The sequence below is a fragment of the Variovorax beijingensis genome (assembly GCF_007828835.1).
GTDB lineage: Bacteria > Pseudomonadota > Gammaproteobacteria > Burkholderiales > Burkholderiaceae_C > Variovorax > Variovorax beijingensis_A.
The window spans coordinates 1,081,893-1,097,500 of the sequence record NZ_VIVL01000001.1 but is presented as its reverse complement, the minus strand read 5'-3'; the positions used below and the strand labels follow the sequence as shown (position 1 = coordinate 1,097,500).

General features: G+C 67.3%; 9 protein-coding genes. 2 read left to right on the top strand and 7 right to left on the bottom strand.

Annotation, left to right across the window (positions count from 1 at the left end; all coding sequences use genetic code 11):
• Positions 1–10: 10 nt before the first annotated feature.
• Together FB547_RS05230 and FB547_RS05225 are read left to right on the top strand one after the other, a co-directional pair.
• The gene (locus FB547_RS05230) at positions 11–2,020 is read left to right on the top strand and encodes a TadG family pilus assembly protein (RefSeq protein WP_145740174.1); all 2,010 of its coding nucleotides are present in this window, start codon (positions 11–13) and stop codon (positions 2,018–2,020) included.
• Between the two features lie 18 nt (positions 2,021–2,038).
• Positions 2,039–3,475 (top strand): sigma 54-interacting transcriptional regulator, encoded by a 1,437-nt coding sequence (locus FB547_RS05225; protein ID WP_145740172.1) that lies wholly within the window; start codon positions 2,039–2,041, stop codon positions 3,473–3,475.
• A 27-nt stretch (positions 3,476–3,502) separates the two neighbouring features.
• On the opposite strand, the gene FB547_RS05220 is transcribed toward FB547_RS05225, so the two are convergent.
• The 7 genes from FB547_RS05220 to FB547_RS05190 all read right to left on the bottom strand — a co-directional run bounded on the left by FB547_RS05220 (position 3,503) and on the right by FB547_RS05190 (position 15,485).
• Positions 3,503–5,056: a TolC family protein gene (locus FB547_RS05220; RefSeq protein WP_145740170.1), complete on the bottom strand. Its 1,554-nt coding sequence runs from the start codon at positions 5,054–5,056 to the stop codon at positions 3,503–3,505.
• The gene (locus FB547_RS05215; protein ID WP_145740168.1) at positions 5,053–6,369 is read right to left on the bottom strand and encodes an HlyD family type I secretion periplasmic adaptor subunit; all 1,317 of its coding nucleotides are present in this window, start codon (positions 6,367–6,369) and stop codon (positions 5,053–5,055) included. The genes FB547_RS05220 and FB547_RS05215 overlap by 4 nt, the downstream gene beginning before the upstream one ends.
• Positions 6,370–6,406: 37 nt before the next feature.
• The gene (locus FB547_RS05210) at positions 6,407–8,251 is read right to left on the bottom strand and encodes a peptidase domain-containing ABC transporter (protein WP_145740166.1); all 1,845 of its coding nucleotides are present in this window, start codon (positions 8,249–8,251) and stop codon (positions 6,407–6,409) included.
• A gap of 80 nt (positions 8,252–8,331) precedes the next feature.
• Entirely contained in the window at positions 8,332–8,628 is a 297-nt protein-coding gene (locus FB547_RS05205; protein ID WP_145740164.1) for a hypothetical protein, read from the bottom strand.
• A complete protein-coding gene (locus FB547_RS05200) occupies positions 8,625–11,699 on the bottom strand; it encodes a glutamate ligase domain-containing protein (RefSeq protein ID WP_145740162.1) in 3,075 nt (1,024 codons plus the stop codon). The genes FB547_RS05205 and FB547_RS05200 overlap by 4 nt, the downstream gene beginning before the upstream one ends.
• Before the next feature lie 78 nt (positions 11,700–11,777).
• Complete coding sequence (pal, locus tag FB547_RS05195) at positions 11,778–12,281, bottom strand: peptidoglycan-associated lipoprotein Pal (RefSeq protein WP_145740160.1); 504 nt, start codon at positions 12,279–12,281, stop codon at positions 11,778–11,780.
• An 84-nt stretch (positions 12,282–12,365) separates the two neighbouring features.
• Positions 12,366–15,485 carry a hypothetical protein gene (locus FB547_RS05190; RefSeq protein WP_145740159.1) on the bottom strand — a complete coding sequence of 1,040 codons (3,120 nt, stop codon included), beginning with the start codon at positions 15,483–15,485 and terminating at the stop codon, positions 12,366–12,368.
• Positions 15,486–15,608: the final 123 nt, after the last annotated feature.

Below are 15,608 nucleotides of genomic sequence, written 5' to 3'. Positions count from 1 at the left end.
GTCCAACCAGATGACTACGAGATCCAGCGCCATCTTCCGCCGAGCGGCGCACCGGCGCAATCGGGGTTCAGTCCTCATTAATACTGCAATCGCGTTGAGCTTAATCATCATCACGTTGATCGGAACGGAGTTGGGTTACCTCTTCTACATGAAGCGCGAGTTGCAAAAATCTGCCGACTTGGCAGCGCTGGCCGGAGCGCAGTCCATTCAGCCGGACAGCTGTGCTGATGCCATTTCCGCTGCAATCAATAACGCTTCCCAGAATCTACCGACGGGCTTTTCGCTCACTGCGTCGGACATAACATGCGGCCGTTGGGATCCGTCGCTACGGCCTACGCCACCTCACTTCGGCGCTCCCATTGGTGGCGAGAAATTCAATGCCGTTCGCGTCAGCATCTCGCGAACACCACCACTTCTTCTCTCCGGAATCTCGGGAAATCAAGGCAAAACGATTAGTGTCGAAGCGCTCGCTGCACTGCGAGATCCCGCAGCATTGCTTTCGATCCGTAGCACCCTCTTGACTGTAGACCCGACGCGTTCGGCCCTACTGAACAATGTCTTCGGTGGTCTTCTCGGCGGCGGAAGCCTCGCCGTTGAAATCGGAGGGTGGCAAGGACTCGTTGATACGAATATCAAGCTGCTCACGTTCGTGGACCAACTCGGCATCGACCTTGGCATCGGTGTCGGCAAGTACGACCAAGTTCTTGGCACGGACGTCAGTGTTGGAGTGCTGATCAACGCAATGATCCATGCACTAGAGAAAAGCGGCGGTACGGCAACCGCGGCAATCCAGGCGCTCGGCGTGGTTCAACTCGCTGCAGAAGCCTCACCGGTCGTTGTCAAGCTCGGAGATTTACTCGGTGTGCAGACCGGTTCAACGGCCGCTGGGCTCGATGCCGACCTTCAACTATTCCAGCTGATTCAGGGAGTCGTTCAGATTGCGAACGGCAAGAATGCCCTGGTGGCGAGCGTCCCTCTCACCGTTCCGGGCGCCCTGACGGTCACAACCAATCTGCGGGTTATCGAACCTCCTCAAGTCTCTGCCATTGGCAATCCTGCGCTGGCCAAACTCGACCCGACAGGTCCCAATCAAATCTATGTACGAACAGCCCAGATCCGAACATTGATTTCCATTGAGTTACCTGCGCTCAACGATGTATCGAGTCTAGTTAATGCGGTAACGACGCTGGTCTCCCCCGTCACGGATCTTCTGAATAGCTTGTTGAGTCTGAAGCTGGATGTCCTTGCCGACGTTCTTGGATGCCTGTTCGCATGCACGAAGGACGTCACTGACATTGATATTCTTCCAGCACCGCTGCGCCTGGACATCAACCTCGATGCAGGAGGCGGCGAGTCTCGCGTCACAGATTTCAGCTGCCCTGCCGCAGCCAAGACTCTAGTGACCCAAACAACAACAGCAGCAGCCACGCTTCGCATCGGGAAAATGGGAGACTCTGCCGAAGATGCCAAAAGCAAGGTCTTTGCATCAAATGCTCCCCCGACGGTGAGTGCCGTTCCCATAATCGACATCGGGTCTCTCAAGTGCACGCGCCTTCTGGTTGGCCTAATTCCTGTGTCCTGCGACGAGGCGCATCGCAAAGCCTTTTATGGCGGTGGGCTCGGGATCAAAGCGGAAGTCCCTGTTGCCGAAACGACTACACCGCAAGTCTTTTCAGACCCCCCAGATCTCGCGGATCTGGAGCGGGAAACGCCATACCTCCCCATCTCATCGCAGAACATCATTAATAGCTTGAGTTCCAGCCTTGGAGGACTCAATCTTCTGAATCCTATTCCGCCAACGGGAAGTACCAGCGGCGGCTTGCAAAGCGTACTTGCGGGCCTGACCGATGTCCTGGGTACTGTCATTGGCGTCTTGCAGGGCGTGATATCCGGCGTGCTGACCCCCTTGCTCGATCCACTCGTCAATACTCTGCTTCGTGATGTGCTTGGAACAAACTTGGCACAAACCGAAGTGGGCTCGCGACTAACATGCGCCGGTAGTGCGGAGCTTGTTTACTGAAATGCTGATTGCTTCGAGATGAGCTCCCCCGCCAACTTCGACGAACTCGACCTCTTTGTCTGGGAAGGCAAGGCCGACATCCTCGACCGTATCGCGCGGTGCATGGCGAGCTTCGATGTGGAGGTGATCCGGGCCGATGGCTTGCCGCCTCCGCAGCAGGACCGCGGCACTGCGCTTCGGCCTTCGGTCGCCATCCTCAGCGTCACGGTCATCGACAGCGGCGGCCTGGCGCATGCCACCGAGCTGCTGCAGGGCATGCCGGTGATCTGGGTGGCGGCGGCCTCGCGGGAGCGGGACTCGCGCACCTATCCGCCCGAGTACCTGCACGTTCTGCCCTACGACTTCACCTGCGCCGAGCTGCGCACGATGGTGGCCAAGCTGGTGCGGCAGCTGCGCGCGCGCGACGTGGCGCCGCAGGCGCCCGATGTGCTGGTGGCGCATTCGGATGCGATGAAGTCGCTGCTGGCCGAAGTGGCGGCCTTTGCCGACTGCAACCACAGCGTGCTGGTGCGCGGCGAAACGGGCGTGGGCAAGGAGCGCATCGCGCAGCAGCTGCACCTGGGGCACCAGCACTACAGCAAGGGCGCGTTCGTGGCGGTGAACTGCGGCGCGATTCCTGATGGTCTCTTCGAGTCGCTCTTCTTCGGCCACACCAAGGGCTCGTTCACGGGCGCCGTGCATGCGCATCGCGGCTATTTCGAGCAGGCCACGGGCGGCACGCTGTTCCTCGACGAGATCGGCGACCTGCCGCGCTACCAGCAGGTGAAGCTGCTGCGCGTGCTGGAGGACAACGCGGTCACGCGGCTGGGTGCGACGGCGCCGATCCGGGTCGACTTCCGGCTGGTGGCCGCCACCAACCGCAACCTGCGCGAGATGGTGGCGAGCGGCGAATTCCGAGCCGATCTGTTCTACCGGCTCGCAGTGATCGAGCTGCACGTGCCCAGCCTGGAGGAGCGCGGGGAGATCGACAAGATCGCGATCTTCAAGGCGCTGCTGGCCAACGTGCTGGGCGACGAGCTCGAGGCGCTCGGCGAAACGCCGCACTGGCTCAGCGATGCGGTGGCCGAAACCTACTTTCCCGGCAACGTGCGGCAGCTGCGCAACCTGGCCGAGCGGGTGGGGGTGATCGCACGCCAGCTGCACAGCTGGGACCAGAACCTGATCCAGCGCGCCATCGCGCTCACGCGCGGCACGCCGACGCTGGCCTCGGGCGCTGCTGCGGAACGCAACGGCCACGGCGGCGGCGCAATGAACGGCGTGGCGCTGGACGGCAATGGCGAGCGCAAGGGATGGAACAGCAGCGAGCGCAACCGCATCATCGCGGCGCTGGAGATCAACGACTGGAAGCGCCAGGACACGGCACAGCACCTGGGCATCAGCCGCAAGGTGCTGTGGGAGAAGATGCGCAAGTACCAGATCCTCGACGGCGAGCCGGGCATCCCCGAGGATGTCTGAACTCGCTTCGATCCAGCCAACCAACGATCAGCGATCTGCCAGCCGCGCGGCCCGGCGCAGCGGCGGGTTCGCCGCGGTTGCGGTGGCACCGCGGTCGGCCACGGCCTCGCTCGCGCAGCTTGCGTTGCTCGAGATGCACAGCGCGGTGAGCAGGCCGTCTTCGCTCAGCGCGGGGCGGTTCGGCGGGCCGAAGATGCGGTCGATCCAGGCGTTGCTCGCGTCCGGGTCGATGCGCAGTTCGCCGGTGGTGCGCGCCAGGCGCAGCTCGGTGATGCGCAGGTCGAACACGGCGTCGACGTAGTCGAACAGCAGGTTGTAGTAGTCGAGCTGCGCGTCGAGCACGGCAGGCAGTGTTTCGCGGCCGAATTCCATCAGCCGGCGGCGCCCGCGGAAGGCCTGGCCCGATGTGCTGACGGCCTCCGCCAGCTGCCGCTCGCGCTCGCGTCCGGACACGGTGCGCGCCCATGAGGCCGAGGTGAGCTCCAGCAGGTTGAGCTTCACGCCTTCGAGCTTGGCTTCCTGGTTGGCGACTTCGGCCAGGGCCGATTTCAGGCGCAGCTGGCGGTCGAAGCCGTTGCCGAAGTTCCAGTTGAGCTCGAAGGCCGCGCGCGTCGGGTCTTGCGGCGACACGCCGCGCGGGTCCTTGCTCTTGACGACCACCGCGTCCACGGTCGGCCAGATGCTGGCCTCCTGCTGGTCGACCAGGGCCTGGGCGCGCGCCACGCGGCCCTTGGCTTCGGCGATCTCGGTGCTGCGCTCCTCGGCGCGGCGCAGGGCCTCCTCCTGCGAGGCGATGCGCCAGTACGCGGGCGCGGCCAGCACGGGCAGCGAATCGGTGTTGGGCGTGAACTTGAAGTAGGTGTTGAACTTGGCCAGCGCCTCGTCGCGCTGCGCCTGGAAGTCGGACTCGCGCGCAGCCACGCTGGCGCGGCGCGCGGCCGCCATGTTCAGGTCATTCTCGCCGGCGGCGCCCAGCGCCACGCGGCGGGCCTCGGCCTTCGAGAGCTCGGCCACCACCTCGGTGGACTTGCGCGCAATCTGCTTCTTGAGGTCGAAGCGCTGCACCTGCAGGTAGGCGGTCAGCGCATCGAGCACCACCTTCTGCGAGGTGGTGGCGACGGCCTCGTCGTCGGCCTGATTGCCGGCCTCGGCGGCGCGCACCGCGGCGCTCATGGCACCGCCGTCGATCAGGCTCAGGCGCGCCTCGGCGGTGAGCACGGTGTAGCTCTCGCTCTTGGCGTTGTCCGCGCCGCTGTTGTAGGTGCCGGAGGCGGTTCCCATCTTGAAGCGCGGGTAGCGGGCCTTCTTGGCGGCGTCCACGCCAAAGCTGCTGGTGTTGGCGGCGGCTTGCGCGGTCTGCACTTCGGGGTAGTCCTGCGACAGCGCAATGAGCGCCTGCTTGACGCGCTGCGCATAGCTGGCGGCGCCGATCGACGGCGCGGAAAGCCGGCGCGCCGGCACCAGCTGCGCGGGCGCCTCCTGCGCCAGGGCGCCAGGAGGAAGCGCGAAGCTCGCGCACAGCACTGCGCAAAGAACACCGGGGCCCGTTCGGCGCCGGCCAGCCAGATTGCGGCCCATCATGGTTCGCGGAAGGCTTCGCGCCGCAGCTTGAGCACGGGACGAAGGATGTACCAGATGAACGGATCGGTCCCCACCTTCAGGTCGACCTCCGACTCCATGCCGGCGGTGACGCGGTTTTCTTCGCGCCCCACGTAGGCCTGGTCGGTGCTGACGAGGATGCGGTAGTACGGCGCCGAATTGGCAATGGCCGGATCGCGGTCGGCATCGGCGGCCACCAGGGTGACCTTGCCTTCGACCGCGCCGTAGCGCAGGTAGTCGTAGGCCGTGATCTTCACGCGCGCCGCCTGGCCGACTTCGACGAAGCCGCGGTCGTTCGGATTCAGGCGCGCCTCGATCATGACCTCGTCCTTGTCGGGCACCACTTCCATGATGGCTTCGCCGGGCTTGATGACCCAGCCCGGGCTGGCGCTGCGCAGCCCCTTGACGATGCCGTCGGCGGGCGCCTTCACCATGGTGCGGGAACGCTGGGTGCGTGCACGCGCGAGGTCTTCGCTCAGGCTCGCGAACTGGCGCTCCACGGCGGCCAGCTCGTCGGACGCGCGGCGCCGGAAGCGGCCTTCGGCCTCGGCCATCTTGGCCTGCGCCTCGGTGATGGCGGCGCTCGCGGAAATGGCGCCCTGGCGCGCCACGGCCAGCTCGCTTCGCACGCCTTCGACCTGCCGGCGCTTCTCGAGCACCTCGACCTGCCCGACCAGCTTTTCATTGAGCAGCTGTTCCGAGATCTCGAGCTCCTTCTGCATCAGCGCGAGGCGGTCGTTCAGGCCCTTGACCTTGGCCTGCTGCTCGAGCTGCTTGCTGCGCGCGCCCTCCAGGCCCGACACCGCACCGGCCATCACGCCGCGCTGCTCGAGCGCGCGCGCCTCGTAGGCGCCGGTCTCGCCGTCGAGCACGCTCTCGTCGATGTCGGCGGCAAAGCTCTCGCGCCTGAGCGGCTGCCCGCGGCTCTCGGCCATGAGCCGGATGCGGGTGGCCTGGGTGGCGGCATAGCGCGCGGTGAGTTCCTCGAAATTGAGGCCGCTGCCGCCCAGGTCGATCTCCACCAGCGACTGGCCCTGCGTGACCCTGTCGCCTTCCTTGACCAGCACGTTGCTGACGATGCCGCCTTCCAGATGCTGGATCGACTTGACGCGGTCCGACGGGATCACGCGGCCCGGCGCCACCACCACGGTTTCCATCGGAAAGCCCAGGCCCACAACGGCCAGCAGCGCAACCGCGCCGCCAATGACCCACTTGCGGCGCCGGCCCTCGGGCGATGTCTGCGTGGCGCGCTTGTGATCCTCGTCCTGAAGTATCTGCGGCAAATCTGATTTCAAGTCGCGGTCCCCAATTACTCTTCGATCGATCGGCTGCTCAGGCCATGGAACGGTTGGCGGCGGCGCCCTGCTGCGGATGCGCCTCGGCATCGTCCTCGCCCGCGGTGGAATCGGGGAGCGCCACCAGCGCCTTCTTCACGCCGAAGAGCTTCGGCACCATGACGGCGGCCGTGCCCTGTTCGACGTTGCCCTGCCCGGTCACGTGGTAGACCACGCTGGCCGCCGACACGATGCGAAGCGAATGCGTGACCACCACCACGGTGCGCACCTTGGCCACCGCGAGCAGCGTGGCAAGCAGGGTGCGCTCGCTCTGGAAGTCGAGGTCGTTGCTGGGCTCGTCGAGCACCAGCACCGAGGGCTTGCGCAGGAAGCTCATGGCCAGCGCGAGCTTGCGCCGCTCGCCCACCGAGAGGCCGGTGCCGCCCTCGCCCACCACGGTGCGGTAGCCGTCGGGCATGCGCGAGATGAAGTCGTGCGCGCCCGAGAGCTTGCAGGCCGCCACCACCTGCTCGTCGCTCTGGCCCGGGGCCGTGCGGCGCATGGTGTCGATCAGCGGGCCGCCGAACCAGTACACCTCCTGCGACAGGTAGCTGATCCAGCGCGAGAGCTCTTCCCGGCCGAATTGCGAAAGGTCGTATTCGCCGATGCTGATGACCCCGCGCGTGGGCGTGTACAGGCCCGAGAGCAGCTTGACCAGCGTCGACTTGCCGGCGCCGTTGCGCCCGACGATCACGTGCAGCCCGCCCGGCCCGATGTCGAGGTCGACGTTCTCGAGCACCGGCCGGTGCGCGTCTTCCGTGAAGCTGAAGCTCACGTCCTTCAGCGTGACGCGGCCCAGCGGCTGCGGCAGCGTCATGCCGGTGGGTGCCTTTTCGACCGGCTCGCCGAGCACCGTCTCGAGCCGCTTGGCCGCTTCCTTGGCCGCGGCCAGCGAGCGCCAGCTCGACACCAGGCCGGCCACCGGCTGCAGCGCCTTGAGGGCCAGCATGTTGGAGGCGACCAGGCCGCCCACCGTCATCCATTGCTCCATCACCGAAATGGCGCCCACCGTGACCACGATGACCGAGAAGACCATCATCAGCACGGTGGTGCCGTCGCGCGCGGTTTCGATCTGCCCGTTCTTGCTGAAGCTTTCGCTCAGCCAGGAGTTATAGGACTGGCGCCACATCTCGATGGTGGGACCGTCGTTGGCCTGCGTCTTGAGCGTTTCGCGCGCGTTGCAGATTTCCGAGGTCATGCGGTCGAGGCCGCGGCCGCGCTGCACTTCCTCGACCCGCCCGCTGCGCACCTCGTCGGCCCACCACCAGGCCAGGAAGACCATGATGGCAAGGAACAGCACCACCACCGGCAAGACCGGCAAGGCCACGATGCCGATCACGGCCAGTGCGAAGACCGCCATCGGCAAGTCGAAGATCGATTGCGCCAGGCCGCCGGTGACGGTGCCGCGCACCGAGGCCACGTCGCGGAAGAACTGGTGCCAGATCGAGGCCGGGCGCGCTTCGAGCGCACGCAGCGGACGATTGAGCATCGAATGCAGCAGCGCGCCCGACACGCCGTGGTCGATGATGGCGCCCGCATTGCGCAATAGGCGCGAACGCCCCGAGCGCAGCCAGAACTCGATGCAAAGAAAGAACAGGATGCCGCACACCAGCGCGGCCAGCGTCGAGACGCCGCTGCGCGACAGCACGCGGTCATACACCTGGAGCAGGAAGATCGATGGCAGCAGGCCGAAGAGGCTGATGGGCAGCGAGCGCCAGGCCGCGCTCTTGACCAGCGGGTAGGCAGCCCGGAACGCGGTGTGCAGGGCACCCGCATACGGACTCGCACCTGGTTTTTCGGGCACCTCGGCCACCAGTTGGCTGGGCAAGAGAAACTTGATCATGGGAAAGGGCCGATCCGTCCGGCAATGACGCCTGCGCCATTATCGACTGTTACCCAGTTGTTACAAGACAAAATCTATGCTTACGAAGTGCTGCAGCGTGACATACGTCTCAGCGTGTGCGACACCGATTCGGCATGGGCCGCCGCAGCATCCTTGGCGGTCTCGACCCACAGGCTGCAGTCCGCCGCTTTTCTTGCCGCGACCGGCGCCGCCTCGTCTTTCGGCAGGCCCTGCGCCAGCACCAGCGCGACGTTGGCGCACAGCAACATGCAAAGCAGCCAGGCGCAAAGCAGCTGCAGCCAGCCCAGCCACCACCGGCGCTGCGGCGCCGCCTCGCGGCGGTAGGGCAAGGAGGCTTGGGCATTCAGTTTGATCATGGCAATGCTTTCAGAACCCGGGCCAGCCGGGACAGGCCGACACCGGCAGAACTCTTGGCCAGCACCCAGTCGCCGGGCTGCAGCAGACCGCCCAGCGCGGTCGACAGATCGGACACATCGACGAACCAGTGCGAGCGCACCTTGGTGCGGATGCGCGCATGCAGCGCCCGCATCAGCGGGCCGCACAGCAGCACGCGGTCGGGCTGCGATGCCAGCAGCTCGGGCTCCAGATCGAGGTGGTGGCGCTGCGCGGCGGGGCCGAGCTCCTGCATGTCGCCGAGGATCGCCACGCGCCGTGCCGGCTCGCAGGGCGCCTGCGACAGCAGCTCGAGCGCGGCGCGCATCGAACTCGGGTTGGCGTCGTAGGTCTCGTCGATCAGCTTGAAGCTGCCGCCGCCGATGTGGATGGTGTGCAGCGCGCCCCGTCCGCCCGGCGGCTCGAACTGCGCGAAGGGCTCGACCGCGGCGGCCAGCTTCAGGCGCATCGCCTGCAGGGCCGCCAGCGCCGCGACGGCGCTCGCGCCCATGTGGCGCCCCGGCGCATTGAGGCGAAGCTGGAACGGCTCGCCGAGCACCTGGGCCTGCACCTCGCCGTGGTCGAACGAGAGCAGCCGCACGTCGGCGTCCCTGTGCTCGCCATAGGTCACGATCTGCAGCTGGTGCGCCATGGCGGCTTCGGCAAAGGTCGCGAACTCGGGGAGGTCGCGGTTCAGCACCGCGCTGTCGCCGGGCGCCATGCCCTCGAAGATGCGGCTGTCCATGCGCGCGGCGGCTTCCGAGGGCCCGCGGTGCTTCTGCGAGGCGGCCGACAGCCCCGTCACCACGGCCAGCATCGGCCGCACCAGCTGGGTCGTGGCCAGCATGTGCGGCGAGCCCATCTCCAGCACCCAGTAGGCCGCATGCCGCGGCATGCAGGTCAGGTTCCAGGCCATGCCCGAAGGCAGGCTGACGTTGCCTTCAGGCCGGCCGACCTCGCCCCACACGGCCAGGGCGTCGGCCAGCATGGCGGCCACGGTGGCGCCGGCCGTGCCGCTGCCCAGCACGCCGCAGACGCGCCCCGTGAATTCGGTGCGCGCATGCGCGCCCAGCGCGAGCACGGCCTGCGGCACGTCCTCCACCTGGAGCACCGGCACTCGCTTGTCGAGGTGCGGTGCGGGATCGGTGCACAGCACGGCGGCCGCCGGCTGCAGCACGCCCTTGAGCGCCACCGCGGCCAGCGGCGTCTTCGAGGGCCGCGGCTGGTGCTCGAACACCACGCGGCCCTTGCGCAGGAAGGAGCGCTGCGTCACGCCGCTGGCGCGCCAGCCGTCTTCCGGGCGCACCACCCATTCGCCGCCGGTCACGCGCGCCATTTCGCTCGCGGTCCAGGCGGCGCCGCCGTCGTCCCTCGCGCTCCCCGCGCCGGGCACGGCCGGGCGCTCCAGCAGGTAGCGGCGATAGGCCACGAAGCCCGACACGTACTGCGCCACGTCGTCGATGCGCACCCGGAACGCGTGGTGCCGGATGAAGAAGGAGCCGACGATGGTGGAAGGCCGGCGGAAGTACATCGCCATCTCGGGCCAGAAGAAGCCGTTCTGCAGGTAGTGGGCGCGGTACTCCAGCGCGCGGTAGAACTTCTCGGTGTCGAGCTCGTCCAGCAGGTGCCGCATGGCGGGCGTGGCCTCGAGCCGCTGCAGCATCTGCTGGGCCGCGAGCATGAGCTCGAGCAGCGTCGGAAAGGTGGTCTTGCGGTCGAGCACGAAGTCCAGGTACCCGGCCACGTTCTGCAGGCCGAAGCGAAAGTACTTTTCCTGCGGGTTCCAGCGGGTGAGTTCGTTGACGCAGCAGCTCAGCCAGTGGTCGTGTGCCTGCCAGTGCTGGCTCGCGATGAAGTGGTCGAAGGCCTTCTCGACCACGGCGAGCCACCTTGCATCGCGCGTGAGGCCGTAAAGGCGCATGAGGCCGTAGGCCGCCTCGCCGTCGTAGTAGATGACGCGCGAGGCCTGCTTCACGCGCAGGTCGCCGGCATGCAGCACGTGGCTGAAGCTGCCGGTGGCGCCGTCCTGCAGCGACGCGATGCCCAGCGCCAGCTTTTCCAGCAGCGGCAGCCAGTCGCGCGTGTCCATGGCCTCGCAGTACTTGACCAGGGCCAGCACGCAGGCGGCATTGCCGCCCAGCCTGATCTCTTCGCCGGTGTCGACGAGGAAAGCGACCTCGGTGCCGTCGGCGAGCGTGTAGCTGCGGATGAGCGTGTTCGCGAGATGATCGAGCGCGCGGTCGATGGCCAGGCGCAGCTTGTCGTCGCGCACGAGCTCCCACGCCTCGATCATGGCGCCCAGCACGCTCGCGTGGCGCATCGCGTCATAGGTCGGAATGCGCCGGTCGAAGCACGGAAAGTAGCCGTACACGAAGAGCCCGTCGTCCTGCACCTGGCGCGCGAGGTACGACGCGCCGCTGCGCACCAGGTCGAGCGCCGACTGCGGAGTGAGGGCCGGCGCCTGGCGGCGTCCGGCATCGAGCCCCGTGCCCACGAGCTTGTGCACGACGCCGTCGGCCTGGCAGAAGACGCCCACCGTCGCCAGCAGGTAGACCCGCCGGTCGGCCGGCAGCTCGAGCGGGAGCGCACGTGCGAAGCGAGCCTGGCCGTAGGCCTCGAAGTTGCGCACATTCACCACCGCATGCGCAATGGTCGAATCGCCGCTCAGCATGGCGTTGGCGTTGAGTTCCTGCTCGGTGAACGCGGTCTCGAAGTCCTGGTCGAAGGCCAGGCCGAGGCGGAAGTAGTTGCGCTTGACGCCGGCGAGCTGGGCCTTGAACTGCGCCCAGTCCATCGGGCTTGCGCCCTCGACCCAGTCGATGCGCAGCCATGGCGAGACGATGCCGCAGTCGCGCACCCAGCGCTCCACGGCCTCGGCACCTTCGTGCCACGCGGTTTCGAAGTCGGCCGCGCGCGCGTGCACCACGTGCGCGCGCTGCGACCCGTCGCTCACCGAGAAGAAAAGCGTAAAGGCCGGATAAGGCGCCGGCAACGCCGCACACACCGAGACCAGGCGCTCGTGGCAGGCATGGAGCTGGTCGGAGAAGGACATCATTCGGCCCCAGTCGAATGCGGGAGGCCGGTCGCACCCGGACCGGGAACTCCCATCGAAGGCATCGCGTTTCTCCGTGTTTCAGCGGTAGCTGAATTCGGCTCGGCGATTGAGCTGATGGCCCTCCTCGGTGGTTTCGAGCGATGCAGGTTTTTCGATGCCCCAGCTGACGGCCTCGATCCGTTCGCCCGGCACGCCAAGCTGCGTGAGCGCGCGCTGCACGGATTCGGCCCTGCGCTGGCCCAGCGCGAGGTTGTATTCGCGGCCGCCGCGCAAGTCGGTGTGGCCCTCGATCACCACCTTGCTGGTGGGACGGTTCCTGAGATAGCTCGCATGCGCTTCCACCACGTTGCGGTACTGCGGCTTGATGTCGTATTTGTCGAAGTCGAAGTACACGATCTTCAGCGCGACGGGACCGTTCTGCACCGGTGCGGGCGGGGGCGGTTCCACCTTCGCCACCGGCGCCTTGTTCGAGTAGTAGTAGGTCGCGTCTTCGCGTCCGCTCTTGGAGGCAGTTCCACAAGCGGCAAGGCTTGCCGCGAGGGCGACGATGGTCAGTATCCGGTAGCTGCTGCTGTTCTTCATATCAAATCCTTTCTCGGGCCAGGCCGGTGGCGGCCTGGCCCTGGTGCGTTGTTTTTCTTCCTTCTCCTCTACTGCTCTTGTTCCTTAGCCCAGCAGGCCGTGCAGGATGTTCGTCACCGGGGTGAGCACGCTGCCGGTGCCGGCGGCCTGGTCCACCAGGCTGGTGATCGGGGTCACCACGTCGGTCACGATCGGCGCGGCGTCCTCCACGGTGTGCACCAAGCTGTTGTGGACGGTCTCGATCACCGGGTCAAGCGTCGGGGTTGCGCCGGCCAGGATGTCGGTCACGGGCTCTGCCACCTCGGACACGGCGGCCACCACGGGCTCCAGTGCCTCGCCGAGCGTGCTTGCGGTGTCGAGCACCGGCTCCAGGATGTTGGCCGCCGGACCGCTGCCGCCCAGCACGCCGCCGAGCAGGCCATCGCTGCCGAGCAGGCTGCCGACCAGGCCATCGTCGCCAAGCAGATCGCCACCGAGCAGGCCGCCGACGATGCCGTCTTCGCCCAGCACGCCGCCGAGCAGGTCACCGCCGAGCAAGTCACCGCCCAGCAGATCGCCACCGAGCAGGTTGCCGACCAGGCCGTCTTCGCCCAGCACGCCGCCCAGCAGATCGCCACCGAGCAGGTCACCGCCCAAGAGGTCGCCGCCAAGCAGGTTGTCGACCAGGCCGTCTTCACCCAGCACGCCGCCCAGCAGATCGCCACCGAGCAAGTCACCGCCCAAGAGGTCCCCACCGAGCAGGTTGCCGACCAGGCCGTCTTCGCCCAGCACGCCGCCGAGCAGGTCACCACCGAGCAGATCACCACCCAGGAGATCGCCACCGAGCAGGTTATCGACCAGGCCGTCTTCGCCCAGCACGCCGCCGAGCAGGTCACCGCCAAGCAGATCACCACCCAGGAGATCGCCACCGAGCAGGTTGTCGACCAGGCCGTCTTCACCCAGCACGCCACCCAGCAAATCACCGCCGAGCAAGTCACCGCCCAGGAGGTCGCCGCCAAGCAGGTTGCCGACCAGGCCGTCTTCACCCAGCACGCCACCCAGGAGATCGCCACCGAGCAAGTCACCGCCCAAGAGGTCGCCACCGAGCAGGCCGCCCAGCAGGCCGTCTTCGCCGAGCACACCGCCCAGCAAGCCCTCGTCGCCCAGCAGGTTGTCGACCAGGCCATCCTCACCGAGCACGCCGCCGAGCAGGCCGTCCTCGGCAAGCAGGCTGCCGATGGCGCCGCCGCTGCCGAGCAAGCCGTCTTCGCCGAGCAGCCCGCCGACCACGCCGTCATCGCCAAGCACACCGCCCAGCAGACCGTCTTCACCCAGCACGCCATCGGTCACGCCGCCGAGCAGGCCGTCTTCGCCGCCGAGCAAGCCGCCCAGCGGGCTGTCTTCGAGCAGGCCGCCCACCGCGCCGTCGGCGCCCAGGAGGTTGTCGACCACGCCGTCCTGGCCCAGCAGGCCGCCGGAGAGGCCGTCGCTGCCCAGCAGACTGGACAGCGCGCCGTCGCCGCCAAGCAGGCCGCCCACCACGCCGTCGCCGCCGAGCAGGCTGCCCACGGGGCTTCCTTCGCCGATCAGGCCACCCAGCAGGCCCTCTTCGCCCAGTACGCCGCCGAGCACGCCGCCAAGGGCGCCGTCGTCGCCGAGCAGGCCGCCGACGATGCCTTCGTCGCCGACCACGTTGTCCAGCAGGCTGCCGATGGCACTGCCTTCACCGATGAGGCCGTCCAGCGCGCCGCCTTCGGCGAGCAGGCCGCCCACCAGGCCTTCTTCGCCGACGAGTCCGGCGAGGAGGCTGTCCTGGCCGAGCAGCCCTTCGACCACGTTGCCGACCACGCCGTCGTCGCCCACGAGCTCCTCGAGCGCGCCGTCCAGGCCAAGGCTGCCGGTGAGGCCGCTCAGGATGCCTTCCTCGCCCACCAGGTTGTCCAGACCGTTCTGGAGGGCGTCGGTGACGTAGTCGACCTGCTTGACCAGCTGGTCGACCAGCGCACCCGTCGCGCCTTCGCCCAGCAGGCCATCGACGATCGGGCTGGCCACGCCGCCCACGCCTTCAGCCACGGTCTCGACGAAATCGTCCGCCGGATCGAGCTGGTTGGGATCGTTCTCGGAGAACTCGGAACCGAGCACCGGGGCCAGCACGTCGTCGACCACGTCGGTCACGCCGTCGACCACGCCCAGCACCGGGTCGAGCGAGTCGCCAAGACCCGCGGTGTCGCCGATCGAACCGACCAGGCCGCCGGCCGCGCCGTCGCCTGGATCGAGCAGGCTGTCGCCGCCATCGGAGTCTGCGTCTGCGTCTGCGTCTGCGTCGGCGTCGGCGTCGGCGTCGGCATCGGCATCTGCATCTGCATCTGCATCTGCATCAGCATCAGCATCAGCGTCAGCATCGGCATCGGCATCGGCATCGGCATCGGCATCGGCATCGGCATCGGCATCGGCATCGGCATCGGCATCGGCATCGGCATCGGCATCAGCATCGGCATCGGCATCGGCATCGGCATCGGCATCGGCATCGGCATCGGCATCGGCATCAGCATCACCGTCGGCATCCGCATCGGCATCCGCGTCGGCGTCTGCATCCGCATCGCCCTCACCGCCACCGCCGGCGAAGAACGGGATCACTCCGCCGCCGTCGCCACCGCCACCGCCGCCCAGCGCGGCGCCAAGCGCAGCTGCGCCCAGTGCGCCGAGCGCGAATTCGCCGAGGCCGAGGCCGCTACCGGCCGCGACCTTCTTGGTGACGGCCAGTGCGGCCGCGTCGGCGTCGCTGTCGGGCGGGGTCACCTGCAGGTCGCCCGAGGCGACATCCACATTCACTTGTTCGAGGCCGCCGGGCAGCTTGGTCGAGCCGATGGTGGCGTCGGTGCCGCCAGTGAAGACGCCGGCCAGCGGCGCCTTGTTGGTGGCCGAGCCGGGGAACAGGACGTTGGCCTGTCCGCCTTCGGGAACGATCACGCGGTCACCCGCGATCAGGGTCTGGTTGCCGTCCACCGGAATGCGGACACCCTCGCGCATCACCGCGACGCCCGGCGTAGCATTGGACAATGTGCCCACGCTGGCGGGTGCTGCCGCCGCGGCGGCAGGTGCCGAAGAGCTCATCGCGGCGGGTGCGCCGAGCGGTGTGCTGGTGGCTTGGGCGATGACCACAGGAGCAACGCCACTGGCGGCAAGTCCTTCGGTCGAATTGGTCGGTGCTTGTGGTGCGTTCATGACAGCCTCTGTGACAAAAGATGCATCTACAGGGGCAACTAGCGTGCCGTGCTGCCAACTCTTTTGAGCCACCGGGTCGTCAAGAACGCAAGCTATTGATTTCTATGGATATTTTTCTGAAAA

What these genes read in the sequence shown, in the direction of transcription:
- FB547_RS05230 (WP_145740174.1), top strand. Translation starts at nt 11, where the DNA reads ATGACTACGAGATCCAGCGCCATCTTCCGCCGAGCGGCGCACCGGCGC.
- FB547_RS05225 (WP_145740172.1), top strand. Translation starts at nt 2,039, where the DNA reads ATGAGCTCCCCCGCCAACTTCGACGAACTCGACCTCTTTGTCTGGGAA.
- FB547_RS05220 (WP_145740170.1), bottom strand. Translation starts at nt 5,056, where the DNA reads ATGATGGGCCGCAATCTGGCTGGCCGGCGCCGAACGGGCCCCGGTGTT.
- FB547_RS05210 (WP_145740166.1), bottom strand. Translation starts at nt 8,251, where the DNA reads ATGATCAAGTTTCTCTTGCCCAGCCAACTGGTGGCCGAGGTGCCCGAA.
- FB547_RS05205 (WP_145740164.1), bottom strand. Translation starts at nt 8,628, where the DNA reads ATGATCAAACTGAATGCCCAAGCCTCCTTGCCCTACCGCCGCGAGGCG.
- FB547_RS05200 (WP_145740162.1), bottom strand. Translation starts at nt 11,699, where the DNA reads ATGATGTCCTTCTCCGACCAGCTCCATGCCTGCCACGAGCGCCTGGTC.
- pal (WP_145740160.1), bottom strand. Translation starts at nt 12,281, where the DNA reads ATGAAGAACAGCAGCAGCTACCGGATACTGACCATCGTCGCCCTCGCG.
- FB547_RS05190 (WP_145740159.1), bottom strand. Translation starts at nt 15,485, where the DNA reads ATGAACGCACCACAAGCACCGACCAATTCGACCGAAGGACTTGCCGCC.